Origin of the sequence: Streptomyces sp. NPDC050546 (assembly GCF_044457425.1) — a bacterium.
Lineage (GTDB): Bacteria > Actinomycetota > Actinomycetes > Streptomycetales > Streptomycetaceae > Streptomyces.
This window is the reverse complement of sequence record NZ_JBITGX010000018.1, coordinates 71728-98406: the sequence shown is the minus strand read 5'-3', so window position 1 is coordinate 98406 and position 26679 is coordinate 71728. Positions and strand designations below refer to the sequence as shown.

29 protein-coding genes and 1 riboswitch are annotated in these 26679 nt (G+C 71.2%); of the genes, 18 read left to right on the top strand and 11 right to left on the bottom strand.

Annotation, left to right across the window (positions count from 1 at the left end; translation table 11 throughout):
- Window positions 1-7 precede the first annotated feature (7 nt).
- From ACIBK5_RS35180 to ACIBK5_RS35160, 5 genes are all read left to right on the top strand, one after another.
- Window positions 8-1228, top strand: a complete 1221-nt coding sequence (locus tag ACIBK5_RS35180) for an MFS transporter (protein ID WP_399026110.1) — start codon at window positions 8-10, stop codon at window positions 1226-1228.
- Entirely contained in the window at window positions 1197-1946 is a 750-nt protein-coding gene (locus ACIBK5_RS35175; protein ID WP_399026108.1) for a class I SAM-dependent methyltransferase, read from the top strand. The genes ACIBK5_RS35180 and ACIBK5_RS35175 overlap by 32 nt, the downstream gene beginning before the upstream one ends.
- A gap of 92 nt (window positions 1947-2038) precedes the next feature.
- Window positions 2039-2162: riboswitch (cobalamin riboswitch) on the top strand.
- Window positions 2163-2221: 59 nt separating this feature from the next.
- Window positions 2222-3223, top strand: coding sequence for an ABC transporter substrate-binding protein (locus ACIBK5_RS35170; RefSeq protein WP_399026264.1), 1002 nt, complete (start codon window positions 2222-2224; stop codon window positions 3221-3223).
- A complete protein-coding gene (locus ACIBK5_RS35165; protein WP_399026106.1) occupies window positions 3220-4326 on the top strand; it encodes a FecCD family ABC transporter permease in 1107 nt (368 codons plus the stop codon). The genes ACIBK5_RS35170 and ACIBK5_RS35165 overlap by 4 nt, the downstream gene beginning before the upstream one ends.
- A complete protein-coding gene (locus ACIBK5_RS35160) occupies window positions 4323-5114 on the top strand; it encodes an ABC transporter ATP-binding protein (protein ID WP_399026104.1) in 792 nt (263 codons plus the stop codon). Before ACIBK5_RS35165 ends, ACIBK5_RS35160 begins: the two co-directional genes overlap by 4 nt.
- On the opposite strand, the gene ACIBK5_RS35155 is transcribed toward ACIBK5_RS35160, so the two are convergent.
- A complete protein-coding gene (locus tag ACIBK5_RS35155) occupies window positions 5098-6576 on the bottom strand; it encodes an IucA/IucC family protein (protein ID WP_399026262.1) in 1479 nt (492 codons plus the stop codon). The genes ACIBK5_RS35160 and ACIBK5_RS35155 overlap by 17 nt on opposite strands.
- Before the next feature lie 164 nt (window positions 6577-6740).
- On the opposite strand from ACIBK5_RS35155, the gene ACIBK5_RS35150 reads away from it, so the two are divergent.
- From ACIBK5_RS35150 to ACIBK5_RS35140, 3 genes are read left to right on the top strand one after another with little or no spacing between them, the layout of a single operon-like run.
- Window positions 6741-8237, top strand: coding sequence for an IucA/IucC family protein (locus ACIBK5_RS35150; RefSeq protein ID WP_399026103.1), 1497 nt, complete (start codon window positions 6741-6743; stop codon window positions 8235-8237).
- A gap of 44 nt (window positions 8238-8281) precedes the next feature.
- Window positions 8282-9562: a vWA domain-containing protein gene (locus ACIBK5_RS35145; RefSeq protein WP_399026101.1), complete on the top strand. Its 1281-nt coding sequence runs from the start codon at window positions 8282-8284 to the stop codon at window positions 9560-9562.
- Window positions 9562-10368 carry a hypothetical protein gene (locus ACIBK5_RS35140; RefSeq protein WP_399026099.1) on the top strand — a complete coding sequence of 269 codons (807 nt, stop codon included), beginning with the start codon at window positions 9562-9564 and terminating at the stop codon, window positions 10366-10368. The genes ACIBK5_RS35145 and ACIBK5_RS35140 overlap by 1 nt, the downstream gene beginning before the upstream one ends.
- Window positions 10369-10422: 54 nt before the next feature.
- Here the strand turns inward: ACIBK5_RS35140 and ACIBK5_RS35135 are convergent, their stop codons facing one another.
- A complete protein-coding gene (locus tag ACIBK5_RS35135; RefSeq protein ID WP_399026097.1) occupies window positions 10423-11049 on the bottom strand; it encodes a winged helix-turn-helix transcriptional regulator in 627 nt (208 codons plus the stop codon).
- Window positions 11050-11137: 88 nt separating this feature from the next.
- On the opposite strand from ACIBK5_RS35135, the gene ACIBK5_RS35130 reads away from it, so the two are divergent.
- From ACIBK5_RS35130 to ACIBK5_RS35120, 3 genes are all read left to right on the top strand, one after another.
- On the top strand, window positions 11138-12346 hold the full coding sequence (locus ACIBK5_RS35130; RefSeq protein ID WP_399026095.1) for a pyridoxal phosphate-dependent aminotransferase: 1209 nt from the start codon (window positions 11138-11140) through the stop codon (window positions 12344-12346).
- 270 nt (window positions 12347-12616) lie between these two features.
- Window positions 12617-13441: a helix-turn-helix domain-containing protein gene (locus ACIBK5_RS35125; RefSeq protein ID WP_399026093.1), complete on the top strand. Its 825-nt coding sequence runs from the start codon at window positions 12617-12619 to the stop codon at window positions 13439-13441.
- Window positions 13438-13644 carry a DUF397 domain-containing protein gene (locus tag ACIBK5_RS35120; RefSeq protein ID WP_399026091.1) on the top strand — a complete coding sequence of 69 codons (207 nt, stop codon included), beginning with the start codon at window positions 13438-13440 and terminating at the stop codon, window positions 13642-13644. Before ACIBK5_RS35125 ends, ACIBK5_RS35120 begins: the two co-directional genes overlap by 4 nt.
- Window positions 13645-13695: 51 nt before the next feature.
- Here the strand turns inward: ACIBK5_RS35120 and ACIBK5_RS35115 are convergent, their stop codons facing one another.
- Entirely contained in the window at window positions 13696-14580 is an 885-nt protein-coding gene (locus tag ACIBK5_RS35115) for a winged helix-turn-helix transcriptional regulator (RefSeq protein ID WP_399026089.1), read from the bottom strand.
- A gap of 129 nt (window positions 14581-14709) precedes the next feature.
- Between ACIBK5_RS35115 and ACIBK5_RS35110 the strand changes: the two genes are divergently transcribed.
- The 3 genes from ACIBK5_RS35110 to ACIBK5_RS35100 all read left to right on the top strand — a co-directional run bounded on the left by ACIBK5_RS35110 (window position 14710) and on the right by ACIBK5_RS35100 (window position 17292).
- On the top strand, window positions 14710-15966 hold the full coding sequence (locus ACIBK5_RS35110) for an MFS transporter (protein ID WP_399026087.1): 1257 nt from the start codon (window positions 14710-14712) through the stop codon (window positions 15964-15966).
- A 168-nt stretch (window positions 15967-16134) separates the two neighbouring features.
- Window positions 16135-16773, top strand: a complete 639-nt coding sequence (locus tag ACIBK5_RS35105) for a hypothetical protein (RefSeq protein ID WP_399026085.1) — start codon at window positions 16135-16137, stop codon at window positions 16771-16773.
- A 96-nt stretch (window positions 16774-16869) separates the two neighbouring features.
- Window positions 16870-17292, top strand: a complete 423-nt coding sequence (locus ACIBK5_RS35100; protein WP_399026083.1) for an acyl-CoA thioesterase — start codon at window positions 16870-16872, stop codon at window positions 17290-17292.
- Here ACIBK5_RS35100 and ACIBK5_RS35095 read toward each other — a convergent pair.
- The 7 genes from ACIBK5_RS35095 to ACIBK5_RS35065 form a co-directional block, all read right to left on the bottom strand.
- The gene (locus ACIBK5_RS35095; RefSeq protein WP_399026082.1) at window positions 17289-18665 is read right to left on the bottom strand and encodes a nucleobase:cation symporter-2 family protein; all 1377 of its coding nucleotides are present in this window, start codon (window positions 18663-18665) and stop codon (window positions 17289-17291) included. The two genes, ACIBK5_RS35100 and ACIBK5_RS35095, sit on opposite strands and share 4 nt — an antisense overlap.
- Window positions 18666-18890: 225 nt before the next feature.
- Window positions 18891-20270: an 8-oxoguanine deaminase gene (locus ACIBK5_RS35090; RefSeq protein WP_399026080.1), complete on the bottom strand. Its 1380-nt coding sequence runs from the start codon at window positions 20268-20270 to the stop codon at window positions 18891-18893.
- Window positions 20271-20378: 108 nt separating this feature from the next.
- The gene (gene pucL, locus ACIBK5_RS35085; RefSeq protein ID WP_399026078.1) at window positions 20379-21302 is read right to left on the bottom strand and encodes a factor-independent urate hydroxylase; all 924 of its coding nucleotides are present in this window, start codon (window positions 21300-21302) and stop codon (window positions 20379-20381) included.
- Between the two features lie 5 nt (window positions 21303-21307).
- Window positions 21308-21712: a hydroxyisourate hydrolase gene (gene uraH, locus ACIBK5_RS35080; RefSeq protein ID WP_399026076.1), complete on the bottom strand. Its 405-nt coding sequence runs from the start codon at window positions 21710-21712 to the stop codon at window positions 21308-21310.
- Between the two features lie 15 nt (window positions 21713-21727).
- Window positions 21728-22237 (bottom strand): 2-oxo-4-hydroxy-4-carboxy-5-ureidoimidazoline decarboxylase, encoded by a 510-nt coding sequence (gene uraD, locus ACIBK5_RS35075; RefSeq protein WP_399026075.1) that lies wholly within the window; start codon window positions 22235-22237, stop codon window positions 21728-21730.
- Between the two features lie 145 nt (window positions 22238-22382).
- Complete coding sequence (locus ACIBK5_RS35070) at window positions 22383-22748, bottom strand: helix-turn-helix domain-containing protein (protein ID WP_382585402.1); 366 nt, start codon at window positions 22746-22748, stop codon at window positions 22383-22385.
- The gene (locus tag ACIBK5_RS35065; protein ID WP_184588829.1) at window positions 22745-22996 is read right to left on the bottom strand and encodes a hypothetical protein; all 252 of its coding nucleotides are present in this window, start codon (window positions 22994-22996) and stop codon (window positions 22745-22747) included. The genes ACIBK5_RS35070 and ACIBK5_RS35065 overlap by 4 nt, the downstream gene beginning before the upstream one ends.
- A gap of 349 nt (window positions 22997-23345) precedes the next feature.
- On the opposite strand from ACIBK5_RS35065, the gene ACIBK5_RS35060 reads away from it, so the two are divergent.
- Window positions 23346-24320, top strand: coding sequence for a GNAT family N-acetyltransferase (locus tag ACIBK5_RS35060; protein ID WP_399026072.1), 975 nt, complete (start codon window positions 23346-23348; stop codon window positions 24318-24320).
- A 40-nt stretch (window positions 24321-24360) separates the two neighbouring features.
- On the opposite strand, the gene ACIBK5_RS35055 is transcribed toward ACIBK5_RS35060, so the two are convergent.
- Entirely contained in the window at window positions 24361-24519 is a 159-nt protein-coding gene (locus ACIBK5_RS35055; protein ID WP_399026070.1) for a hypothetical protein, read from the bottom strand.
- Here ACIBK5_RS35055 and ACIBK5_RS35050 point away from each other — a divergent pair.
- The 3 genes from ACIBK5_RS35050 to ACIBK5_RS35040 all read left to right on the top strand — a co-directional run bounded on the left by ACIBK5_RS35050 (window position 24518) and on the right by ACIBK5_RS35040 (window position 26634).
- Window positions 24518-24709, top strand: coding sequence for a hypothetical protein (locus tag ACIBK5_RS35050; protein ID WP_399026068.1), 192 nt, complete (start codon window positions 24518-24520; stop codon window positions 24707-24709). The genes ACIBK5_RS35055 and ACIBK5_RS35050 overlap by 2 nt on opposite strands.
- A gap of 181 nt (window positions 24710-24890) precedes the next feature.
- A complete protein-coding gene (locus ACIBK5_RS35045) occupies window positions 24891-25712 on the top strand; it encodes a TIM barrel protein (protein WP_399026066.1) in 822 nt (273 codons plus the stop codon).
- A gap of 28 nt (window positions 25713-25740) precedes the next feature.
- Complete coding sequence (locus ACIBK5_RS35040; RefSeq protein ID WP_399026064.1) at window positions 25741-26634, top strand: 2-hydroxy-3-oxopropionate reductase; 894 nt, start codon at window positions 25741-25743, stop codon at window positions 26632-26634.
- Window positions 26635-26679 lie beyond the last annotated feature (45 nt).

The window sequence follows — 26679 nt, the reverse complement described above, 5'->3', positions numbered from 1 at the left end:
CGCCGGGTTGTTCCCGCTCAGCGGCCCGCTGCGCTTCCTGCTGCTCAGCTCGTTCCTGATCCCGCTCGGCAGCTTCATGGTGCTGCCGTTCATGTCGGTGTTCCTGCACGAGCGGCTCGGGATGGGGCTCGGCACGGTCGGTGTGGTGCTGGCCGTGGCCTCGCTGGTGCAGTTCTCCGGCGGAGTCGTCGGCGGGGCGCTCGCGGACCGGATCGGGCTGCGCCGCACGATGCTGTGGGCCCTCGCCATACGGACGGCCGGATTCGTCGGCCTCCTGCTGGCCCTGCGCCGGCCGCCCCTGGCGGTCGCCGCGCTGGTGCTGACGTGCTGCGGCGCCGCCCTGTACCTGCCCGCCAACAAGGCGTACCTGGTGCACGGGGTGGACGAGGAGCGCCGGCCGGCGTTCCTGTCGGCGGGCAACGCGGCGCTCAACGCGGGCATGGCGGTGGGACCGTTGATCGCCGGGCCGTTCGTGCTGTCCTCGCCCGGCTGGCTGTTCGCGGCCGTCACGGCGCTGTTCCTCGCGGTCACGGCGGGCCACGCCGGGCTGCCCGCCGCCGGGGAGCGACCCCCCGGCACGGAGGCCACCCGGCAGGGGCTGCTGGCCGGGGTGGCCGTCCTGCCGTTCGCCGCCAACGCGCTGGCGTTCTATCTGTACTTCCACTTCCAGCACTTTCTGGCGATCTACGCGGTCGAGCGTGCCTCCAGCGAGTTCTACAGCCTGGTCCTGCTGCTCTGCTTCACGCTGGTCATCGTCGTCCAGCCGCTCGCCTCCGGGCTGATCCGGCGGATGCCTTACGCGCTCGCGCTGACCGTCGGGTTCGCGGGGCTGGCGGCCGGACTGGCCGTGCTGGCGATCGGCAGCCGGGCCGCTCTGCTGGCGGGCGGTGCGCTGATCACCCTGGGCGACATCGTGCTGTTCCTGAAGAACGACCTGGAGGCGCTGCGCCGCAGCCCGCGCTCCGACGCCGTGGTCTTCGGTCAGCAGCGGCTGGCCGCCGGTCTCGGCGCCTGCGCGAGCGGCGTGCTGGGCGGGCAGCTCTACGGCCTCGGCGAACGCGCCGGGCACACCGGCTGGTTCTGGCTGCTGGCCGCCGCGCAATGTCTGCTAATTCCCCCTCTCCTGCTCTTGCTGCGCAGGCACGGCGAGCGGCTGAAGCAGGTCCCATTCGACGAAGAAGGAGCACTGAAGCCGCATGACACGGACGGGCGGGTTCCAGGACGATGACTTCTGGACGGAGTTCCACGACTTCCTCTTCTCCGAGCAGCGCCACACCCAGGCCGAGGAGCTTCTCGACACCTCTCCCCTGCTGTCCTTCACGCCCGGGGCGCGGGTGCTCGACCTGTGCTGCGGCCCTGGCGTGTTCACCGTGCCGCTCGCCCGGCGCGGCTACGAGGTGACGGGCGTGGACCTCAGCCCGGCCATGCTGGACCGGGCGCGCAAACGGTCGGCGGACACCGGCACCGACGTCACCTACGTCCAGGCCGACGCGCGTGAGTTCGAGGCGCCGGGCGGCTTCGACGTCGTACTCAACATGTTCACGTCGTTCGGCTACTTCGAGGACCCGGCCGACAACGCGCGCGTGCTGCGCACCATGTACGACTGCCTGGCCCCGGGCGGCACCCTCGTCCTGGACCTGGCCGGCAAGGAGCTGCTGGCCCGCAAGGTCACCCCGCCGAAGGTGGTGACGCACGGTGAGGACCTGATGGTGCAGACCGACACGGTGCTGGACGACTGGGCGCGGCTGCGCAGCGACTGGGTCCTGGTGCGCGGCGAGCGGGTGACCCGGGCCACCCTGGTGTGGTTCGTGTACAGCGCCGTGGAGCTGCGGCGGATGGCCGAGGAGGCCGGGTTCGGGGGCGTGGAGGTCTTCGGTGGCTTCGACGGCCGGCCCTACGACGAGAACGCCGAGCGGCTGGTGCTGCGGGCGGTCCGCGAGGGGTGACGTGGGCATGGGGCGTGCGGGGCGGGCACGCACGCCCTGTTGACCGCGACGGCGCGGAACGTACTATCACCAGGTCATCGCCGCGACGGGAGACAGGAAGCCGGTGTGAGTCCGGCACGGTCCCGCCACTGTGACCGGGGAGTGCACCCCTTCGACACGCCACCGCGCGAGCGCGGGAAGGCGAGGGGGAACGTCGATCCGGGAGTCAGGACACTGACCCGTCGCGGGCCCGATCCGAGGAGCGCGGACTCCCCAGGAGGCTCTACGTGTCCCATCTGTTCTCCCCTGCCCGCAGGCAGGTCACAGCGCTGGCCGTCGCCCTGTCGGCGGCGCTGCTCGTCGCCGGCTGCGGCTCGTCCGGCGGCACCGCCCAGGACTCGAAGGCGGCGAAGGCGCCCCCGGGCTTCCCCGTCACCGTCGACAACTGCGGGGTGAAGACGACCTACGACAAGCCGCCGTCGCGGGTCGTCACCATCCACCAGCACCCGGCGGAACTGATGCTCGCCCTCGGTCTGAAGAACCGCATGGTCGGCACCGCCTTCCCCGACTCGGCCGTCCTGCCGGAACTGCGCAAGGACTACGAGGCGATCCCGGAACTGGCGAAGAAGGAGCCGTCGTTCGAGACCGTCCTGGAGGCCGAGCCGGACCTCGTCTACGGCGGCTACGGCAGTGCCTTCGCGGAGAACGACGGTCGCTCCCGCAAGGCGTTCGCCGACGCCGGCATCGACACCCACCTCAACCGCGAGTACTGCGGAAAGAAGCGGGTGACGATGAAGGACACCTACGACGAGATCCGCACCGTCGGTGAGATCTTCGGCGTCCCGGACCGGGCCGACGAACTGGTCTCCGACCTGGAGGGCCGGGTCGGCAAGGCGGCCTCCGCCGTCGAGGGCGAATCCGCTGTGCCGGTGTTCGTGTACGACAGCGGCGACAAGACCGCCTTCACCGCGGGCGGCAAGAGCCTCGGCACGGAGATCATCCGGCTGGCCGGCGGCAAGAACGTCTTCGCCGACCTCGACGATGTCTTCGGGGACGTCTCCTGGGAGCAGGTCGTCGAGCGCAGGCCCGAGGTCATCGCCATCTACGACTACGCCGGAGCCGGGAGCGTCGAGCAGAAGAAGAAGTTCCTGCTCTCCCAGCCGGCCCTCGCCGATGTGCCCGCCGTGAAGAACAAGCGGTTCGTCGTCCTGCCGCTCACCGCCACCCTGGTCGGCATCCGCTCCGCGTACGCGGTCGGGGACCTGGCGCGCGGGCTGCACCCCGAGAGCTCCCGGTGACGCAGCCGGCCACCGAGGCGCCCGCGGTGCGACGCCCTGTGCCGCCCGGGCAGCGGACGGGGCGCACCGGCCTGGCCGTCACGCTGCTCGTCCTGACCGCCCTGCTCGTCGTCTCCGCCACGGCGGGCCTGGCGATCGGCTCCGTACAGGTGCCTCCCGGGCAGGTCTGGGGCATCGTGACGCACACGCTGGGCGCGGGCTGGACGGAGCCTGACTGGTCGCGAGCGCGCGAGACCATCGTGCTGGACGTGCGGGCACCCCGCGTGCTGCTCGGGGTGGTGACCGGGGCCGGCCTCGCGGTCGTCGGCACCGCCCTGCAGGCCCTGGTGCGCAACCCGCTCGCCGAGCCGTATCTGCTGGGCGTCTCCTCGGGGGCGTCCCTGGGCGCGGTCTCGGTGATCGTGTTCGGGGTGAGCGTGTTCGGGCCGGTGTCGCTGTCGGCCGCCGCGTTCGCGGGCGCTCTGGGCGCGCTGCTGCTCGTGTACAGCACCGCCCGGACCGGAGGGCGCATCACCTCCGTACGGCTCGTGCTGTCCGGGGTGGCGATCGCGGCGGTGCTCACCGCGTTGCTGGATCTGCTGCTGCTGACCACCGACCGGGGCAACGAGGCCCGTGCGGTGCTCGCCTGGACCCTCGGCGGCCTCGGCGGCGTCAACTGGGGCACGCTGTGGCTGCCGAGCCTGGCGACCCTGCTGGGCGTCGGTGTCCTCATGGTGCAGTCCCGGAACCTCAACCTGCTGCTGGCGGGCGAGGAGGCCGCGACGACGATGGGCCTCGACGTGGCCCGGTTCCGGGCCCGGATGTTCGTGCTGGTCTCCCTCGTGACGGGCGTGCTGGTCGCGGCGGCCGGGCCGATCGGCTTCGTGGGCCTGATGCTGCCGCACATCGTGCGGCTCTTCGTCGGCGGCGACCATCGCCGGGTCCTGCCGACGGCCGCGCTCGGCGGGGCGGTCTTCCTGGTGTGGGCCGACATCGCCGCGCGCACGATCGCCGCGCCGATGGAGGTGCCGGTCGGCGTGCTGACCGCGCTGTGCGGCGGGCCGTTCTTCCTGTGGCTGATGCGCCGGGACGCCCGGCGGTCCACGGATCGAGGAGTGGGATGAGCGCGATCGGAACAGGGGTGGCCGCGACCGATCTCGATGTCGAGGGCGTCACGCTGACGGCCGGAGCGCGCCATCTCGTGCGGGACGTGTCCCTGACCGCCCGCCCGGGCGAGACCATCGGGCTGGTGGGCCCCAACGGCAGCGGCAAGTCCAGTCTGCTGCGGGCCGTCTACCGGGTGCTGCGCCCCGACAGCGGCTTGGTGCGGGTCGACGGCGCCGACGCCTGGTCGCTGCCCGTGCGGCAGCTGGCCCGTACCGTCGCGGCGGTGGTGCAGGAGTCGGGCGCCGACTTCGATCTGGCCGTACGCGAGGTCGTCGCCATGGGCCGCACCCCGCACAAGCGGCTTCTCGCCGGTGACACCCCCGAGGACGCCGGGCTCATCGACTCCGCGCTCGCGGCGGTCGACGCCGCCCACCTGGCCGAGCGGCCCTTCGACCGGCTGTCCGGCGGCGAGCGTCAGCGGGTGCTGATCGCCCGCGCCCTCACCCAGCAGCCCACGCTGCTCGTACTGGACGAGCCCACCAACCACCTGGACATCCGCCACCAGTTGGAGGTGCTGGGCGCCCTGCGCCGACTGCCCGCGACGGTGCTCCTCGCCCTGCACGACCTCAATCTGGCCGCCTACTACTGCGACCGCCTCTACGTCCTGAACGAGGGCGAGGTCACCGCGTCCGGCCCGCCCGCGGAGGTCCTCACCCCCCGGCTGCTGGCCGAGGTGTACGGGGTGGAGGGAGAGGTCACGGTGCATCCGCGCACGGGCGCTCCCCAGGTCACGTTCCTTCCCTGAGCGGGTTGGGCAGCGGCAGATAGCGGGCGTCGGCGCCGTCCGCGCCCGTCCAGCGCAGCAGGAGGTTCGTCTTGGCGGGCACGGTCGGCGAGGTGAGCAGGGCGGGGATCTCCGGCAGGTCGTGGCGGGCGAACTCCCGGCGGGTGGCGGGCCAGGGGTCGAAACCGGGACGGCGTGCGGCGAGTGCGCCGGCGATCTCGGTGAGGTGGTTGACGACCAGGCAGTACACGAGCCGCTCCCAGCCGGCTTCCCGCTCCACGTCCGGCAGCAGTTTCACGCCCTCGGCGTCCCGGTACAGGGCCTGCACGGGCATGCCGTCGGCGTCCACGGCGATCAGGGTGTTCTGCAGATGAGCCTCGATGACGACGCCGTGCCGGGCGAAGGCCTCCAGGGCCGGGGGCACCACATGTGCCAGATACGCCGCCCACCACGCCCCGGGGTCGGCGGCGCGGTCGAGCGGGCTGCCGTCGAAGCCCTCGACGAGTCCGGCGGCCAGCAGCGGGGTCGCGCCGGGCACCAGATGGCCTGCGAAGCCGTCGCGGACGAGGACGGCCAGGGCCTCGAAGGCGAAGCCGGCGGTGCGGTACCCGCGGTCGCCGAGCCAGGCCGGAGGGCCGTCGAGTGTGCCGAAGTCGTCGAAGGCGGCACACACGGCCGCGTCGGTGCGGCGCAGGGCGAGCAGGTCGTGGCGCCACAGCCGGCGGATGTCGTTGGTGATGCGCACGTCCAGGCTGAACTTCAGGAACAGGTCCCGCTCGGGTGCGTAGAGCGTGCGGATGGCGGCCGTGGGCCAGGTGTCGAAGGCGGTCGTGCCGAGCCGGACCAGTCTGCCGTCCGCGAAGGCGGCGGCGAGCTCCGCGCCCGCCAGGTCGAGCTGCCAGGGGTGGGCCGGGAGCAGCCGGTAGCCGGGCGGGGCGGTGCCGAGGGCGTCGAGGGCCGAGGTGTCGCCCTCCTCGACGACGCAGTCCTCGCGCAGCCCGAGCAGGACCAGCGGGAAACGGGCGTACGCCTCGGGCGCGTACGGCAGCCAGCCGGCGGCCGGGCCGCCGCCCCGCGCCTTGGGGGCGGGGTGGTGGGTGTGGCCGGTGAGGAGGCACTGCTCGGAGCGCAGGTAGAGGTCGTCGGGCGGCGTCGCGCGGTCGCGGGCCTCCAGCAGGACGGCCACGGCGTCCCTGCTGTCGATCATCTCGGCGGGCAGTTCGTGGTTGGACACCCCGGTGTGCCGCCGCAGTTCCTCGGCGACGAGCTTGACCAGTTCGGTGTGGCCGACGCGCTGCCAGCCGTCCGGCCCCTCGATCTCGGGCTCTGCGGGCCGCCGCGTCCCGCGCACCCGCAGCAGCCGGTCCCCGCCGGGCAGGCGGAAGACCCGGTGCCCGCCCTCCTGCCGCTCGGGCCGGGCCACCTCCCGCAGCAGGCAGTTCAGCAGCGGCACGGCGGCGTACGCGTCGGCGGTCGGGGGCATGAGGTCCACGCGATCCACTCGTTTCCGTACGTTCCTTGTGTTCCCTGTGTTCTCTACGTTCCCGCAGCCCTTCCGGGACTTCCGGACTTCCTGGCGGAGATGATCAGTATGCCGTTCGACGTCATCGCGCCGTGACGCCCTATTCGTACCCGAGGAGCCCGCCCGTGCACCGTTCCCCCACCGCCGAGGCCGAGGTCGCCGAAGAACTGGCCGCCGTACGGCCCGGACTGCTGCCGCGGTACGAGGCCGAACTGCCCGGGGCCCGCGCGGCGGTGCTGTCCCGTCTGTGGCGCGGTCTCGCCCATGATCCACTGCCCTGGGTGGCCCGTAGGGAGCCGGGCCGGGACGGGCTGACCCTGTTCCTGTCCGACGGCCGCCGGCTGCACGGCCCGCCGCCGGATCCGTACGCGACCGGCGGCTACGTCACCACCGTGGGGCTCGACAGGACGGAGTACGACGATCCGGCGCGGCTGGTGACGGACCTCGCCGTCCCGCACTCCGCCTCCTTCGCGGCCGAACTCGGGCACAGTGTCGCCTCGTTGGCGCTGTCGAGAGCGGGGCAGGACGGACTCCCGGCGGACGAGTGGCCGGGGAACGACTGGGAGTGGGAGCAGCGGATCGTCGACGGGCATCCGTTCCACCCCACCTGCCGGTCCCGGCCCGGTTTCTCGGTGGCCGAGCAGCTCGCCTACGGGCCCGAGCACCGGCCGGTCGTGGAGCTGGGTCTGGTGCCGGTGCGGGCGGAGGAGTGCCTGGTGACGGGCGTCTGGCCGGGTGATCTGCGGGACGGGGGGCGGGTGGTGCTGCCGGTGCACCCCTGGCAGGCGGCGCATGTGCTGAAGCGGACGTGCGAGGAGCGGCGCGCCGGACACCCGCTGATGTCCCTGCGGACGCTCGCCCTGCCCGGCGGGCCGCACGTCAAGACCTCCCTCAGCGCCCGGCTGACGTCGTCGGTGCGGGACATCTCGCTGCCCTCGGTGGCCGCGTCCGCTCTGCTGTCGGACTTCGCCGAGATCCCGGCGGCGCGCACGGACGGCCTGCTGCACGTCACGCGTACCCTGGGCGCGGCTGCGGCCGGTTCCCCCGACTTCGCGGCCGTGCTGCGGGAGTCGCCGCAGACGTACGCCGGGAGCGGTGAACGGGTCCTGCCGGTGGCGGCGCTCGCGACCAGCGCGCTCCCCCGCTCCCCCGCCTGGCTGGCCGGCTTCGCGCGCCTCGCCCTCAGCGTCGGGCTGCGGCTGCTGGAGCTGGGCGTGGCCCTGGAGGCACACGGCCAGAACCTCCTGGTGGTCCTCTCGCCGGAGGGCGACCCGCTGCGGCTCGTCTACCGCGACCTGGCCGACATCCGCGTCAGCCCGGCCCGCCTCGCACGGCACGGCATCACACCCCCAGACCTGCCCGCCCGTATGGTCACGGACGACGAACGCACGCTGCGCCGCAAGCTGTTCGGCTCGCTGGTGGCGGGCGCGCTGGCCGGGACGGCGGGGTCGGGGGCGGCGCTCGCGGTGGCGCTGGAGACGGCCGTGTCCAGCCTCCCACGCTCCCCGGACCTCACCGCACTGCTTACGGAACCCGTGCCCACCAAGGCGCTGACGCTGATGCGGCTCTCGCCGCAGACGCCCGGGGACCAGTGGGCGGAACTGCCCAATCCCCTTGCGTGAGCCTCGTTTTGGAGTACGGCCCCGGCGCTCCATAAGATCCGCCGATGATCATAAGAAAACGGCTGGCGGCGGGCGTCTGTGCCCTGCTCGCCGCGCTGACGGCCGGGATCGCCTTCCCGGCCGGAGCGGCCGCCGGCGAACCCACGGGCCAGGCCGCCCCCAAGGTCGACCTCGTCCTCGATGTGAGCGGCTCGATGCGGGCGCGGGACATCGACGGACAGTCGCGGATGGCCGCCGCGAAGCAGGCGTTCAACGAGGTGCTCGACGCGACGCCCGAGGAGGTCGAACTCGGCATCCGCACCCTCGGCGCCGACTACCCCGGGGACGACCGGAAGACGGGCTGCAAGGACACCGCGCAGCTCTATCCGGTCGGCCCGCTGGACCGCACCGAGGCCAAGACGGCCGTCGCCACGCTCACCCCGACGGGCTGGACGCCGATCGGCCCGGCCCTGCTGAAGGCGGCCGACGACCTGGAGGGCGGCGACGGCTCCAAGCGCATCGTGCTGATCAGCGACGGCGAGGACACCTGCGCCCCGCTCGACCCGTGCGAGGTGGCCCGCGAGATCGCGGCGAAGGGCATCGGCCTGACCATCGACACCCTGGGCCTGGTGCCGACCGCCAAGCTGAGCAAGCAGCTGAGCTGCATCGCCGAGGCCACCGGCGGCACCTACACCTCGGTGGAGCACCAGGACGAACTCACCGACAAGGTCAACCAGTTGGTGGACCGGGCGGCCGATCCGGTGGTGACGCCGGTCGCCACGGAGGGCGGGGCCCGGTGCTCGGAGGCGCCGACGCTGAAGTCGGGCCTGTACACCGACCGTGAGGAGTTCGGGCAGCAGCGCTGGTACCGGGTGGAGGTCCTGCCGGGGCAGGAGCTGCGTGCCTCGGTGAGCGTGGCGGCCGACCGGGCCGTGAACCCCGGCTACGGCGTGCTGCTGCGGGCCGTCACGGGCAAGGGCCGGGAGATCGTGCGCGGCGAGGCGGCGGGTAACGGCCGTACGGACGTGATCTCGACGGGCCTCAGGTACCCCGAGCCCGAGCGCGACGACACCGACGGTGACAGCGACAAGCCGGCCGCGGAGATCGTGTGCCTGACGGTCACCCACTCCTTCTCGGCGGCCTCCGGCGTGAAGACCGCGCCCGGGCTGCCGCTGGAGCTGACGGTGGACGTCGTCGACGGCCCGTCGCAAGCGAGTGACGTGGCCTCCTTCGGCCTGGGCCGCGGCTGGTGGCTGCTCGGCGCGCTGATCCTCACCGGCTTCCTCGCCGGTCTCGTCTGGGGCTGGCTGTCTCGCTGGCGGATCGCGGTCTGGAGGACCAACTGATGCGAGTGATACGTGCGTTGGGCGCCGCGTTGCTGGCCCTGGGGCTCGCCGCCGCGCCTGCGGCGGCCGACTCCTCGCCGAGTCCGTCGCAGGACGCGTCGGAGAAGTCGGTACCCACGCGGGCGGGCACCTCCTTCCGTACCGCGACGGAGATCGAGCAAGGGCAGCAGGCCACCGCGAGCGGCTCCACCGGCGACTACCTGTACTGGTCGTTCCCGGCCGACACCGGGCAGCGCCCCACCGTCACGGCGAAAGTGAAGCTGCCGGACACCCACGCCACGCAGACCTGGCAGATCGACGTCTACGACGGTCTGCGCCGCCGCCAGGCATGCCAGTACGGCGCGCAGACGCGCACCGCCGCCTCGGACGCCGCCTCCGTGGAACTGGCCTGCGTGCTGCGCACGGTCCGTGCCTGGTCGGAGCCCTGGGCGAACGACCCGCTGCCGGGTACGTACTACGTGCGGCTGACGGTCACCGGCGTCGCCGCCTCCGACCTGGGACTGCCGATCGGCTCCGAGGTACGGGTGGACTCCAAGGACGTCGGCGGATCCGCGGCGGTGGACGGCTCGCTGGCCGAGCCGCTGGTGCCGGGGATCGCGACGAGGTCCGGGTCCGGGGACGAGAAGGAGTCCTCGGCGGTCCTGGCCGGGCTCGAACCCGAGGACGGCTGGGCGTCGGGCTGGTGGTCGGACCGGTGGGTGTGGACCGCGCTGGGCGGGGCGCTGGCCGCGCTCGCGGGTGTCGCCGGTTACCGGCTGACACGCGGCTCGGGGCGGCCGCCGGGTATGCCGCCGCCCACTGCCTGACCCGAAGCTGAGCCTGACTCGGACTCGGAAGGCCCGCTTCGTGCGGGCCTTCTGTCATGTGTCGCGCAGCGCCTTGGCGAGCGTGCCGTCGCCGCTCACCTCGACCCGGCCCTCCCGCACGGCGTCCGCCAGGGTCAGCTCCCCCCGGCCGATGGCCGTACAGGTGCCGGTGTCCAGGACCAGCAGGGCGTCCGGCTCCCCCGGGGCGGGTCCGTCGCCGTACACGGGCCCGTCCTCGGCACCGGCGAAGAGGTGGAAGTGCCCTTCCTCCAGCCGGACTTCGACGAGCCCGTCCCCGTCCAACTGCCGCAGCAGGGGCAGGGCGAACCAGTGCGCCCGGACCGCGTCCGTCGGCCGCCGCTCCCCCAGTTCCGCCTGCCCCCACTCCCCCAGCGCTTGCAGCACCGGCAGCAACTCCCGCCCACGAGACGTGACTTCGTACACGTTCGCCGCACCGGGCGGGGGCAGCCGGCGCCGGGTGGTGAGGCCGTCGCGCTCCATGTCCTTCAGCCGCGAGGCGAGTACGTCCGTGCTGACGCCGGGCAGGTCCGCGTGCAGGTCGGTGTAGCGGCGGGGACCGGCGAGGAGTTCCCGGACGATCAGCAGGGTCCAGCGGTCGCCGACCAGGTCGAGCGCGCGGGCGGCGGAACAGTACTGGTCGTAGCTTCGGCGAGGTGGCATGCGACGCAGTCTAGACAAGTTGTTGGACTTTCCAAGCGGCTACTTGGTAAAACCAAGCAACACCAATCGGCCGAGGGGAAGCGCGCGCATGGAGTTCCGGCAGTCGAGCAAGCTGAGCGAGGTCTGTTACGAGATCCGCGGCCCGGTGATCGAGCACGCCAACGCGCTGGAGGAGGCGGGACACAGTGTGCTGCGCCTGAACACCGGCAATCCGGCCCTCTTCGGGTTCGAGGCGCCGGAGGAGATCGTCCAGGACATGATCCGGATGCTGCCGCAGGCACACGGCTACACCGACTCGCGCGGCGTGCTGTCCGCCCGCCGGGCGGTGGCCCAGCGCTACCAGACGCTGGGCCTGGAGGTCGGCGTCGACGACGTCTTCCTCGGCAACGGCGTGTCGGAGCTGGTCTCCATGGCCGTACAGGCCCTGCTGGAGGACGGCGACGAGGTCCTGATCCCCGCCCCGGACTTCCCCCTCTGGACGGCGGTGACGACCCTCGCGGGCGGCAAGGCGGTCCACTATCTGTGCGACGAGCAGGCGGACTGGTACCCGGATCTGGACGACATGGCGTCGAAGATCACGGACCGCACGAAGGCCGTGGTCATCATCAACCCGAACAACCCCACGGGCGCGGTCTACCCCAAGGAGATCATCGAGGGCATCCTCGACCTCGCCCGCCGTCACGGCCTGATGGTGTTCGCCGACGAGATCTACGACCAGATCCTCTACGACGACGCCGTGCACCACTCGGCCGCCGCGCTCGCCCCCGACCTGGTGGTTCTCACCTTCTGCGGCCTGTCGAAGACCTACCGCGTGGCGGGCTTCCGCTCCGGCTGGCTGGTGGTCACGGGCCCGAGGCAGCACGCGAAGGACTATCTGGAGGGCCTCACGATGCTGGCCTCCATGCGGCTGTGCGCCAACGCGCCCGCCCAGTACGCCATCCAGGCGGCGCTCGGTGGGCGGCAGTCCATCGGCGACCTCACCAGGCCGGGCGGGCGACTGCTGGAGCAGCGGGACGTGGCCTGGGAGAAGCTCAACGAGATCCCCGGCGTGAGCTGCGTGAAGCCCAAGGGCGCGCTGTACGCCTTCCCGCGCATCGACCCCAAGGTGCACAACATCCACGACGACGAGAAGTTCGTCCTCGACCTGCTGCTGCGCGAGAAGATCCAGGTCGTCCAGGGCACGGGCTTCAACTGGCCGACCCCGGACCACTTCCGGATCCTGACCCTGCCGCACGCCGACGACCTGGAGGCGGCGATCGGGCGGATCGGGCGGTTCCTCAGCGGCTATCGGCAGTAGGGCGGATGGCGAAGTGGCCTGCGAGGGTGCCGGGTTGGGATGCCGTCGAGTGGGCGATATCGGCGTTCATGTCACTCAGCGTGGTCGGCCATCTCTACGCTGACCAGTAATCATCGCGGTACACAGCGTCACTGTCCGGTCGCTGTCCGGCTCTGTCCGGGCGGCGTGGAGTTACGCGGCGGGCCGGTGGGGCGTTGGGTACGGGCGGCGTACATGTGGAGGTGGCCGAGCGTGGGCGTGACGGGGCAGGGACCGCAGCAGGGTGACGGGATGGAGCGGTACGGCGCGGATGACGAGGAGTCGGCGGCGGTACTGCGGACCGTCGGCAAGGTCGTCAAGTCGTGCCGGGAGCGGAAAGGCTTCAAACAGGCCGAGTTGGGGGCGGCCATCGGGTACAGCGAGGAGCAGGTGTCCTCGGTGGAGCGGGGGCGGCGGGCACCGAGCCCGACGTTTCTGGACGCGGCCGACCGGGCGTTGGACGCGGGTGGGTTGATCGCCGGGTTGCGGAAGGACGTGGAGCAGGCCCGGTATCCGAAGAAGGTGCGGGATCTGGCGAAGCTGGAAGCGGAGGCCGTTGAACTGTGCGCCTACGCCAACTCCGTCATCCATGGCCTGCTTCAGACGCCTGAGTACGCGAGTGTGCTGTACGGGATGCGGCGTCCGCCCTTCAGCGAGGACGAGGTGGAACGCCTTGTCGCCGCACGCCTGGCACGGCAGGAGATCTTCGATCAGCGGCCCGCTCCTGTCTTCAGCTTCGTCTTGGAAGAGGTGACGCTACGTCGGCCCCTCGGGGGCAAAATGGTGATGCGGAAGCAGCTCGAACACCTGATGGAGATCGGCCGGCGGCGGAACGTGGAGATCCAGGTGATGCCCACGGATCGCGAGGACCACGCCGGTCTTGCTGGGCCGTTTCAGCTGCTCCGGCTCAAGGAGGGGGACACCGTGGGGCACAACGAGGCCCACCTCATCAGTCGGCTGATCTCGCATCCCAAGGAAGTCCAGATCCTTGAGATCCACCATGGCATCATCCGGGCCCAAGCACTTACACCCCGTGAGTCGCTGGCCTTCATCGAGAAAGTGCTGGGAGAAACATGATGACCAACCCTTCGACGGGGAACAGCTCCGCCCTGAAGTGGTTCAAGAGCAGCTACAGCACGAATGAAGGCCCGGAGTGCGTGGAAGTCGCCTTCGCCCCCAAGGCCATTCACGTGAGGGACTCCAAGCACATATGGGGTCCTCAGCTCGCCTTCGGACCCCAGCAGTGGGCCGCGTTCATCTCGTACTCGGCTGATCACTGACGTACGGCAGGCGACGCCTCGCGCCCGGTTCCGTACCGGGCCCGGGGCCCGTCAGCTCCCCGCCGCCACCCGCCGTACCACCGCCAGCGCCTCGCGCACCGCGCCCGGGATGTCCGTCACCGGGAAGCGGGCCTGACGCACGACGCGTTCGCGGTCCACCACCAGCACCGCCCGCTTCAGCCGCAGCGTCTGCCCGGCACGGAACACCGGAAGGCGCAGAGCGGCGGCGAGGCGCAGGTCGACGTCTGAGAGCAGAGTGAAGGGGATGCCCTCCTCGACCGCGAACACCCGCTGCTCGTCCGGGCGTTGGGTACTCACGCCGCGCACCTCGGCACCCGCCGCCCGGAAGTCGTCGTACGCGTCCCGGAACAACCGGTTCTCCAGCGTGCAGCCGATGGCACCCGGGATGTCGGCCCATCCGTCCGGCAATGGACCCGGGCGACCGGTCGCCGGGTAGCAGAACAGCACGGTGGCCGCGGCCTCGGCGACCGGGTCCAGCGACTCACCGTCCCGGTGTCCCGGCAGTTCGAGGGTCGGCAGCCGCTCACCCACCAGGTCCGCCACCCGCAGCGCCTCCGCGCTCTCCCCGTCGGCCGTGCCGCTCAGCGAGCCGTCACCGAGCAGCCAGCGGTCCGCCCAGTCCTGCATCGAGAGCAGCACGGGCAGCAGCCCCCGCCCGCTCTCCGTCAGCCGGTACTCGTACCGCACCGGGCCGCGCTGATACGGCACCTTCTCCAGGATCTCCGCCTCCACCAAGTGCGCAAGGCGCTCGGTCAGCACCTTCCGGGAGATCCCCAACTCCTCCTGAAGCACGTCGAACCGGTGGTGCCCGCGTGCGGCCTCCCGAACCAGGAGCAGGCTCCACCAGTCGCCGACCACCGCCGCCGCCTGCGCGATCGCACAGGCGGCGTCCCGCTCGGGCACCGACCTGACCATGGGTCTCCTGTCTCGCGGATCCAACGTCCGGGCCTTGAACCATCTTGCGCCATGCGGTCAGTTCCAGATAGGAACTGACGTGTGATCGAGTAAGTTCCCAAAAGAGACTCACTGAAGGGTGGGCATCGTATGAGCGAGACGCCGACAGTCCCGGAGCGCGATCTCCACAGCGTTCACCACGCGACTCTGCCTCCGGCCGTCTTCTGGCGTTACTGGGCCGCTGCCACCGTCAGCAACGCCGGCACAGCCGTCACCGCCCTCGCCCTGCCCCTGATCGCCCTCACCGTCCTGGACGTCACCGCGTTCCAGGCCGCCCTGCTCGCCGCCGCCGGACAGATCTCCTGGCTGCTGCTCAGCCTCCCGGCCGGAGTGATCGCCCAGCGCGTCCCGCTCCGACACCTCCAGGTCACCCTCGATCTCGTACGGTTCACCGCCGTCGGATCGATCCCGCTCGCCTGGTGGCTCGACCGGCTCACCTACCAGCACCTGTTGCTCGCCGCTCTGGTCACCGGCGCCGCGACCGTGCTCTTCGACATCGGCAACTCGACCTTCCTGCCCGCCATCGTCCCGGACAAGCAGCTCGCCGCCCGCAACAGCCTGATGTCCGGCACCCACGCCGTCACCGAGACCGGAGGGCCTTCCGGGGGCGGCCTCCTCGTGCACGCCGCGGGCCCGGTCGGCGCACTGCTCGTGGACTCGGCCAGCTACCTGCTCTCCGCCGTGCTGCTGCGTACCCTCCCCGAGCGCCGTCCCGCTCCGCCCTCCGGCGACGGCACCCTCCGGATGATCCGCGAGGGCTGGACGTATGTGACGAGGCATCCGGTGATGCTGCCCTGCATGCTCTGGGCCACCGCCACGAACTTCGTCTGCGCCGCCCTGGTCGCCCTCACTCCCCTGTACCTGGTCCGGGAGGCCGGACTGACGCCCGCACAACTCGGCCTGGTGCTCGCCATGGACGGAGTGGGCGCTCTCGCGGGATCCGCGGTGGCGGTCCGGCTCACCCGGCGGTTCGGCACGGCCCGGGGCCTCGTCGGTACGGCGCTGGCGGGCGGCGGTGCCGCCCTGCTGGCCCCGCTGACCACATCCGCCGCCGACGCGTACTGGTTCGCCCTGGGCAGTGCCGGCTTCGCCTTCGGCACCGCCATCGGGTCGATCACCACCCGCACCCACCGCCAGACCGAGTCTCCGCCCGCGCTTCTCTCCCGGGTCATGGCCACCGTCCGCTTCGTCTCCTGGGGCGCCCAGCCACTCGGGGCCCTCACCGCCGGCCTGCTCGCCACGTACGCGGGGACGCACGCGACCCTGTGGATGGTGTGCTCAGCCGCCCTCCTGCCGCCGCTGTACCTGCTCACGGCACCCGTGGGCCGCCGCCGGGACCTTGTCTGACCCAGACGTCCCGAGCTCCGGCTCGCAGCGGACCGTGCCTCAGGGGTGAGGGGACCGTGCCTCAGGGGTGAGGAGTGGTCCCGGCAGGGATTGTCAGTGGCGGGTCGTAGCCTTCGAGCAGGTGGGGCGAATGCCCCGGGGACTGTCCGAGGCGGAGAGGAGCGCGCCGTGACCCGACCGCCGACCGTCGCGCAGCGGCGTGTCATCGACGCCGCCGACCCGGTCACCGGGCGGCTCAGGGGTACGGAGGCGCAGCTCGCGGCGCTGGTGAAACGCGGTCTCGCCTTCCGGCACCCCCGGCCGCCGCACGATCACTTTCTGACGCCGGAGGGGCACCGGGTACGGCAGGGCGTGACGGGGGCGCCCGAGCCGGCCGGTGAGGCCCCCGCGTCGACGGGGGTGTTCGCGGCGCGTGTCGGGGGCGAGGAGAGGGCGCCGGAAACCGGGCGTCCGGCCCGGCGCCGTGAGGTGCACAGCGCCTGGCAGGGGCTGCTGGAGCTGCGCCGGATGACCAACCCGGACGGGGCCACGGACCGGCCCTGCGGCTGGGAGCGGGCGCATCTGGCGGAGGCCGCCGCGCTCGCCCTGGAGGCGGCCGGGCAGCAGCCGGCCGGGCCAGGGCCCGGCGCCTCCGGGTACCGCGTGCGGACGACCCCGCAGCCGGAGGCCGTGGCCGTGCACGAGCCGGACGGCGAGGCACTGCGGGCCTGCGCGGCCACTCTGGAGGGGGCAGGCTGGCAGGTGAGCGACCACCGCGAACCGCGCACCGGAACCCGGTATCTCCTGGCTTCGCCGCGCAGAGCGTGATGGACATGCCAAGATCGGTGGATCGTTGCGCGATGCATGGAGAGTCCGGTGCATGAGAGTCCGGTGCGAGAGAGTCCGGTGCGAGAGGGGAATGCCGTGAGCGAGCCGTTTTCCGTCCCTGTGACCGTCCGTGGTTACGAGACCGACGTGCAGGGTCACCTCAACCAGAGCGTGTACCTGAACTACGCGGAGCACGCCCGCTGGTCTTTGCTGCACGCCGCGGGGATCAGCCAGTCCGCGCTCACGGGAACCGGCGTTGGCCCGGTGGCCCTGGAGACGACCATCCGCTACAAACGGGAGCTGCTCGCGGGCGACGAGGTCGAGGTGACCTGCGCCTTCGACTGGGGCAGCGGCAAGACGTTCCGCATCGAGCAGACCGTCCGCAAGACCGACGGCACGGTGGCCGCCGAGATCACGGCGGTCGGCGGCATCCTGGACCTCAAGGAACGCAGGCTGGTCGCCGACCCCGCGAAGGTCTTCAAGGAACTGGCTTCGGACCCGGATCTCTTCGGCCTCTAGGCAGGAGCCCGGCTGGCTCCGGTGATCTCCTCGCCCGCCTCCATGGGGTGGGTGACGTCCTGCGCGTCCTTGTTGCCCAGGTGGTTGAAGACCAGGTTGAGCAGGACGGCCGCCACGCACCCCGTCGAGATGCCGGAGTCCAGGACGATGCGCGCCGTTTCAGGGAACGCGTGGTAGAACTCCGGCGCCGTGATGGGGATGATGCCGACGGCCAGGGAGACGGCCACGATCAGGACGTTGTTGTCCTTGTCCAGGCCGGCCCTGACCAGGGTCTGGATGCCGCTGGCGGCGACCGAGCCGAACAGCACCACGCCCGCCCCGCCGAGCACCGGGCGCGGTACGACGGCGATCAGGGACGCGGCCATGGGGCAGAGGCCCATCAGCACCAGGAAGCCTCCGCCGGTGGCGACGACGTACCGGCTGCGGATCCTCGTCATGGCGACCAGGCCGATGTTCTGCGCGAAGGCGCTGCACATGAAGCCGTTGAAGAGCGGGCTGATCGCCGAGCCGAGGGTGTCGGCGCGCAGACCGGCAGCGATGGTCTTCTCGTCGGCCGGGCGGTCGACTATCTCGCCCAACGCCAGCATGTCGGCGGTCGATTCGGTCATCGAGACCACCATGACAACGCAGAGGGAGATGATCGCGGCGAGCTGGAACTGCGGGGCACCGAAGTGGAACGGGGTCGGGAAGCCGATGACGGCCGCGTCCGCGACCGGGCCGAAGTCCGTGGCGCCGAACGGGATCGCGATCAGCGTGCCCGCGACCAGGCCGAGCAGCACCGCGATCTGCTTGACGAAGCCGGAGGTGAAGCGGCGCAGGAGCAGCACGATCAACAGGGTGACGGCGGCCAGTCCCAGGTTGGTCGCCGAACCGTAGTCGTGTGCCGCCGGGTCGGGTCCCTGCGCCCAGCCGAAGGCGACCGGGAGGAGGGAGATGCCTATGAGGGTGATGACCGTCCCGGTGACCACCGGCGGGAAGAAGCGCACCGCCTTGCTGAAGAAGGGGGCGGCGATGAAGCCCAGGAGTCCGGCGACGATGACCGCGCCGAAGATGATCGGCAGGGCGTCGGACTTGTCCTCGGTGGAGGCGACGATCGCGGTCATGGGGGCGACACCGGCGAAGGTGACGCCGTTGACGAAGGGCAGCCGGGCGCCGATCTTCCAGATGCCCAGGGTCTGAAGGAACGTGGCGAGGCCCGCGGTGAACAGGCAGGCGCCGGTGAGGAAGGTCAGGTCGGTGGCGCTCAGGCCGATGGCCGCGCCGACGATCAGGGGCGGGGCGACGACTCCGGCGTACATGGCGGCCACATGCTGGAGGCCGGTCGTCGCCATCTTGAGCGCGGGGAGTTTTTCGTCAACGGGGTGGTCGGCCACGGCGGCGTCCCTCCGGTCGGGTACACGGCCGCGTCGATGGCTGCCGTGGGTGTCAAGGAGGTGGTGCGGGTGGTCGTGCGGGACCGGACATGCGACGGACGGTTCGTACCGTTCCGGGGCGCGCGCGTCCATGCGCGCGCGTCCCGGAGACGGCGCCGTGGTCCCCGCTCGGGTCCACGGCCACCGGCCGGGAGCCGTCCCTCCCGGCCGGAGTCATGGGGGTGTTCAGCCCTGCGCGGCGATCCTCGCCAGCCGCTGGGCCTCGTCCCGCGTGGAGCGGGCGATGGCGTCCTCGTCGGCCGTGAGCAGCCGCCCGTCCTCGACGATCTGCCGGCCGTCGACGAAGGAGGCGGTGACCGGGGCCGCCGCGCCGAAGACCAGGGCGGTCACGGGGTCGGCGATGGAGGCGTGGGCGACCGTGTCCAGCTTCCACAGGACCAGGTCGGCGAGCTTGCCCGGCTCCAGGGAGCCGGTCTCCGCCGCCCGGCCCAGGACCTGGGCGCCGCCGTGGGTGCCGAGGCGCAGGGCCTGGCGGGCGTTCAGCGCGGCCTCCCTGCGGGGGCCGAGGCGGTTGATGAGGAGGGCGTTGCGCAGCTCGGTGTGGAGCTCGCCCGACTCGTTCGAGGCGGTGCCGTCGACGCCGAGGCCGACCGGGACGCCGGCCGCGAGCATGTCCGGGACCCGGGCGATACCGGCCGCGAGGCGGGCGTTGGAGGAGGGGCAGTGTGCGACGCCCGTCTTCGTCCGGGCGAAGGCGGCGATGTCGGAGTCGTTCATGTGGACGCAGTGCGCCATCCACACGTCCTCGCCGAGCCAGCCGGTGGACTCGAAGTAGTCGGTGGGGCCCATGCCGAACAGTTCGTGGCAGAACTTCTCCTCCTCCACGGTCTCCGAGCCGTGGGTGTGGAGCCGTACGCCGAGGCGGCGGGCGAGCTGGGCGCCGTCCCGCAGCAGTTCGGTGGAGACGGAGAAGGGCGAGCAGGGCGCGACGGCGACCTGGGTCATGGCGTCGAAGGAGGAGTCGTGGTGCTCCCGGACGGTCTCCTCGGTCGCGGCCAGCGCGCCGTCCAGGGTCTCGACGGCGAAGTCCGGGGGCAGGCCGCCGTCCTTCTCGCTGCGGTCCATGGAGCCGCGGGCGAGGGTGAAGCGGACGCCCATGTCGCGGGCGGCGCCGATGATCGCGCCGGACAGGTCGCCGGAGCCGTGCGGGAAGACGTAGTGGTGGTCCATGGCGGTGGTGACGCCGCCGCGGGCCATCACCGCGAGCGAGCCCTGGGCCGCCGCCCGCACCATCCGCTCGTCGATGCGCGCCCAGACCGGGTACAGCGCGACCAGCCAGTCGAAGAGGTTGTGGTCCGTCGCCAGGCCACGGGTGATCCACTGATAGAAGTGGTGGTGGGTGTTGATCAGGCCCGGGGTCACGAGGTGACCGGAGGCGTCGATGCGGCGTACGACGTTCTCCAGGCCCTCGGGGGCCGTGCCCGCGCCGAGCGACTCGATGCGGTTGCCGGCGAGGACGACGTACCCGGAGGCGTACTCGGTGTCGTTCGCGTCGACGGTCGCGATCGCGCAGTTCTCGATGACGATGCGCCGGTCTGCTGCCATGGTTCGTCCTTTGCGCTGATGTGGAGTGGGCACGGCAGGACCCCGGAAGTTTGAGTGCCGTGGCCGGGGGGACGGGTTCCCCGGCCACGGGTGCCGAAAGAGGAAGCGTCAGAGATTGGTGAGGTCCACGGGGATGCGCGGCTCGCAGCCGTCCCGCAGGATCGTCGCCTCGATCAGGCCGTAGGGGCGGTCGGCGGCGAAGTACACCTCGTTGTCGTTCTTCAGCCCGAACGGCTCCAGGTCGACCAGGAAGTGGTGCTTGTTCGGCAGGGAGAAGCGGACCTCGTCGATCTCGCCGCGGTTCTCGATGATCCGCGAACCCATCTGGTACAGGGTCTGCTGGAGCGACAGCGAGTACGTCTCGGCGAAGGCCTGGAGCATGTGCTTCTTCGTCTGCTCGTAGGACTTCTCCCAGTTGGGCATGCGCTGGTCGTCGTCGGTCCAGTTGAAGCGCCAGCGGCCGGAGACCTGGGTGGCCAGGATGCGGTCGTAGGCCTCCTTCAGCGTCGTGTACTTGTCCTTGACGTAGCCCCAGAACTCGGAGTTGGTCGAGTTCATCACGACGAGGTCCTTCAGACCGGAGATCACCTCCCACCGCTCACCGTCATAGGTGATCTGGGTGAGCCGTGTCTCCTGGCCCTGGCGGACGAAGGAGTGCTTGACCTCGTCGGCGCCGATGAACCGCGAGTTGGCGTCGGCCGCCTCGATCCGCTCCCAGGCGTACTCCTCGATGCGGATCCGGGCCGTCTTGATCGGCTCCTGCGAGGTGACGAAGTGCCGGGCGAGGTGGATGCCGAACTGCTCGGCCGACTCTATGCCGTGCTCCTTGGCGAACGCGTACACCGTGTTCTTGGTGGTGTCGGTCGGCAGGACGTTGGCGTTGGAGCCGGAGTAGTGGACCTCCTCCATGTCGCCGCTCAGCGACACGGACACGTTCAGGTCCTTGATGTGGTGGGTGGCGCCGTCCCGCGTGATCTTGACGACTCGGTTCTCGGCCTTGCCGTACTGGTTCTGTCCCAGGATCGTGGGCATCTTAGCTAGCTCCCTCGGTATACGGAGTAGCCGAACGGGTTGAGCAGCAGCGGTACGTGGTAGTGCTCGCCCGGTACGACGGCGAACGTGATCGCCACCTCCGGGAAGAACACACCGGCGCCGCTGTCCCGATTCGCGGGGGCGTCCTGCTGCGCATCGGCTTGCGTGTTCGCAGTTTTCTCGAAGTACGGCTCCACCGCGAAGTCGAGCCGTACGTGGGTGGTGCCCTCCGGCAGGGCCGGGAGGTCCTTGCACCTGCCGTCCGCGTCGGTCGCGGAGCCGCCGAGCGCCTGCCACACGGCGTCCCGGCCGCTACGGGCGGAGAGCTGGACGGCGACGGCCTCGGCGGGGCGGCCGACGCTGGTGTCCAGGATGTGCGTGGACACGGAGGCGGTGGTGCTGGTGCTCATGGTCAGGCGTCCTCTTCAGTCTTCTTCGACGAGGCGGGCGAGCCGGATACGGTTGATCTTGCCCAGCTCGGTGCGGACGATCTCCCGCTCCCGCTCCGGCGGGTTGCCGATCCGTTCCCTGACCGCGTCGCGCATCTGCTCGCCGGTCCTGCCGGTGGCGCAGATCAGGAAGACATGGCCGAACCTCTCCTGGTAGGCGAGGTTCAGTTCGAGCATCTCCGCCTTGAGTGCGTCGGAGGCGCCGGACATGCCGCGCTGTTCCCGGGCCGAGGTGGGGTCGCCGGCCTTGGGGCGGCCGATGGGCGGGTGTCCGGCCATCGCCTCCTCCAGGTCCGTGACCGTCAGCTCCGCCATGGCGGCGTCGCTCGCGGCGTACAGCTCCTCGGGGGTGGCGTAGGGGCGGGCGGCGAGCAGTCGCTTCGCCCACGCCGTGGAGGCGCACGCCTCGTGGAGCGCGGTGCGGGCCGCGTGCTCCTCGAGGGTGTTGAACCGGGCCAGGCCCGGCGGCGTGGAAGTGGAAGTCACGGGAGCCTCCGTGGCCGGATCCGGCCTTCGTGCTGAACGGGCGTGCCGATAGCTAACGCCCTCCCGCGACGACACGTCAACAGTTTGTTGAAAATTCGCGACGAGGATATGAACGGCGAGGATGCGAACACGGCACAGAGGCCGGTCAGGCCCCCTTCTCGCGGTTCAGGTAGTTGTAGACGGTGAAGCGGCTGACGCCGAGGGCGCTCGCCACGGTCTCCACCCCGTGCCGCACGGAGAAGGCGCCGCGCGCCTCGAGTATCCGCACGACCTCCTGCTTCGCCTTGCGGTCCAGATCGGCCAGCGGGCCCTTGCGGCGCTCCATCGCGGCGAGGATGTGATCGAGGGAGTCGGCGAGCTGCGGCAGCCGTACGGCCACGGCGTCGCTGCCCTCCCAGGAGAGGACGACGTCGTCGGGACCTGCCTCGTCGGGCGGGATCATCTCGCCGCCCATGGCGTCGACCAGGGGCTTCACGGCCGCGATGAACGGCTCGTCCCCCGCGCCGCTCATGCCTCGCCCTCCTCGGCCACGTTGACCTGGAGCGAGATCCGGGTGGCGCCGGCCTCCAGGGCCTTGCGGAGCAGGGCGTCCACGGCGGTGAGCACCGCGTCGGCACCGCCCTCCGCGGTGTTGCCGAACGGGCCGACGTCCACGGCGTCCAGTTCGGCGGCCTCCACGACCTCGCGGGCCACCAGCGCGTGCGCGGGTGCCTCGTCCAGGTCGAAGGGCTCGGTCGTGAACTCCACTCTCAGTCGCACACTGCCCCCAAACAGCTCTCTGACCTGCATCTTTGCCCTGATCACCCATCGCGAGGGCACATCCGGGCACAACGGGGGCGCATCAGTCGACTGCTTCACCGCCGCGACGCACCGCAGGACCTTCGGTTTCACTGCGCCGGAGCCGACTCGTCCGCCACGAGGCGACCCTAACCGACCAGAGCGTCCCCGCGCCCTGCACAGGACCAAGCCACCCGCGCGGCACCATGGCCCAGCAGCTCGTCGCCTTGATGTGCGGCCGCTCGATCCCTGAGGTACCGCCGGACCTGTCGCTTCGCCCGCGGCGCACGTCCGTGGTGCGATGGAACCAGGGGCGGAAAGGAGAGCGATCATGCCCGCAGCGAAGCGAACGGGTGTCGCCGCCAGGGTATCGGTCCGCCCGCTGGTCGAGCCGGACCTGGATCGGGCCGACGAGATCTTCAGGGTCGCGTTCGGGACCTTCCTCGGGGCCCCTGAGCCGGAGACGTTCTTCGGGACGGCCGACTATGTCCGCACCCGCTGGGCAGCGGATCCACACGCGGCCTTCGCAGCGACCGTCGACGGCGAGGTCGTCGGATCGAACTTCGCCGCCAACTGGGGCAGCGTCGGGTACTTCGGCCCGCTGACCGTACGTCCGGATCTGTGGGACCAGGGCATCGGCAGGCGCCTCATGGAACCGGTCATGGACTGCTTCAACACCTGGGAGAACCGCCACCTCGGCCTGTTCACCTTCTCGCACAGTCCCAAGCACCTCGAGCTCTACCGCCGGTACGGTTTCTGGCCCCGATTCCTCACAGCCATCATGAAGAAACAGGTCGCCGTCAGTGCCGCGGTCCCCGGCCGGGTGCTCTACGGCGAGCTGACCGCCGCTGAGCGGCCCGACGCACTGAGCCTCAGTCGCGCACTGACGGGGGCCGTGTACGAGGGCCTGAGCCTGGAGCGCGAGATCATGGCCACCCAGGCGCAGGGGCTCGGTGACACCATCCTCCTCAAGGGCGCCGACTCCGACCTCGACGGTCTGGCTGTCTGCCACTGCGGAGCGGGGTCGGAGGCCGGTGAGGACGTGTGCTTCGTCAAATTCGGCGCCGTACGCCCTGGCCCGGACGCCGCGGACCGGTTCGAGCGACTGCTGAACGCGTGCGAGCAGCTGGCCACCGAGAAGGGGCTGGGGCAACTGGACGCCGGAATGAGCCTGGCCCGCCAGGATGCCTACCGGCGCATGACCGACCGCGGTTTCCGTACCTGGCTGCAAGGCGTGACCATGCACAAGCCCAACGAACCCGGCTACAGCCACCCGGACGCCTACGTGATCGACGACTGGCGCTGAGGGCACCGCCATACGCGGCGTCGAGGAAGACCCGATGCCGTCAGGAGACGAGCCGGCACCAGGACTCCACGCTGAACGGCCTGTCACTGACCGCCCGTTCGGTCGCGAATTCGTCAGGAATCCCCTCGCAGCCCTGGCGGGCGATCGCCCAGTGCGACTCGATCGACTCGACATCGGCACGCGCTCTGGCCGACGGCATGGCCGCCCCCGGCCCGGTGTTCCTGAGCACGCTCAAGGCCAACCGCGAGGCGTTCACCGCTCGCCACCCGAAGGTCACCACCGACGCCGGCGGCGCACGGATCCTCCGCGGCGTCCTGATGAAGCCGGAATCTGAGCACCGCGTGCTTCACCTCCACGACCAGATGGAGCGGCTCACACACACCAAGTGAGGGGCGCTTTCGCATGTCGGAGCGCTCGACGCGACGCGACGCGCGGGGCGGACTTTCCGGCAGCCCCTCTTGACAGCCCTCACGCACCACGGGCAATCTTCCATTAAGCAGAAACGTGATTCCACAATACGGAATTCGATGCACAGGAACCACGGAAGACAAGGAAGGGAGCGCCACCCCGATGGGATTCGCAGACCAGCGCTTCAACGTCAACCTGTCGATCCTCTTCACGGAGCTCCCCCTCCTGGAGCGCCCCGCTGCCGCCGCCGCGGCCGGCTTCACCGCGGTCGAGCTGTGGTGGCCCTGGACCGACGCGCCCGTCCCCGAGCGGTCCGAGCTCGACGCCCTGAAGCGGGCGATCGAGGACGCGGGCGTCCGGCTCACCGGCCTGAACTTCTACGCCGGGCAGCTCCCGGGCCCGGACCGCGGCGCTCTGTCGATCCCCGGCGAGGAGTCGGAGCGGTTCCGCGCCAACATCGACGTGGCCGCCGACTTCGCCGCCTCCCTGGGCTGCACGGCCCTCAACGCCCTGTACGGCAACCGCGTCGAGGGCGTGGACCCGGCCGAGCAGGACGCGCTGGCGCTGGAGAACCTGACCCTGGCGGCCCGGGCCGCGGACCGGACCGGCGCGGTGCTGCTGATCGAGGCGCTGAACCAGCCCGAGTCACCGCTGCACCCGCTGGTCTCCGCCCCGGCGGCCGTGGACGTCGTCGACAAGGTCAACGAGGCGACGGGGCTGGACAACGCCCGCTTCCTCATGGACCTCTACCACCTGTCCATGAACGGCGAGGACCTCCCGTCGGTGATCGAGCGGTTCGCCGCGAAGACCGGTCACGTCCAGATCGCCGACAACCCCGGCCGCGGCGCCCCCGGGACGGGCTCACTGCCCCTCGAAGACCTCCTCGACCAGCTCCGGAAGGCGGGCTACGACGGCTGGGTCGGCCTCGAGTACAAGCCGGGCGACCGCCCGAGCGCCGAGACCTTCGACTGGCTGCCCCGCTGACCCCCCTGGCATTGAAAGGCACCCCATCATGAGCAAGACGCTTCCCAAGATCGCCTGGATCGGCCTCGGCATCATGGGCTCCCCCATGTCCGAGAACCTGATCAAGGCGGGTTACCAGGTCACCGGCTTCACGCTGGAGCAGGACAAGCTGGACCGTCTCGCGGCGGCGGGCGGCACCGCCGCCCCCTCCATCGCCGAGGCCGTGAGGGACGCCGACGTCGTCATCACGATGGTCCCGGCCTCCCCCCAGGTCGAGGCCATCTCCTACGGCCCCGACGGCATCCTGGAGAACGCCAGGTCGGGCGCCCTGCTGATCGACATGTCCTCGATCACGCCGCAGACCTCGATCGACCTGGCGAAGGCCGCGAAGGACAAGGGCATCCGCGTCCTGGACGCGCCGGTGTCCGGCGGCGAGGCGGGTGCGATCGAGGCCGTGCTGTCCATCATGGTGGGCGGCGAGCAGACCGACTTCGACTCCGCCAAGCCGATCCTCGACGCCCTCGGCAAGACCATCGTGCTGTGCGGCCCGCACGGCTCCGGCCAGACCGTGAAGGCCGCCAACCAGCTGATCGTCGCCGTGAACATCCAGGCGTGCGCCGAGGCCGTGGTCTTCCTGGAGAAGTCCGGCGTGGACCTCAAGGCGGCCCTGGACGTCCTGAACGGCGGACTCGCCGGCTCGACCGTGCTGACCCGCAAGAAGGACAACTTCCTCGGCCGGGACTTCAAGCCGGGCTTCCGCATCGACCTGCACCACAAGGACATGGGCATCGTCACGGACGCCGCCCGCACCGTCGGCGCGGCCCTGCCCGTCGGCGCCGTGGTCGCCCAGCTGGTCGCGAGCCTGCGCGCGCAGGGTGACGGCGGCCTGGACCACTCGGCGCTGCTGCGGGCCGTGGAGCGGCTGTCCGGCGCACAGGTCTGACTCCCGTAACCCTGTAACCCCGTGCCCCCTTGGGGTCCCCCGCAC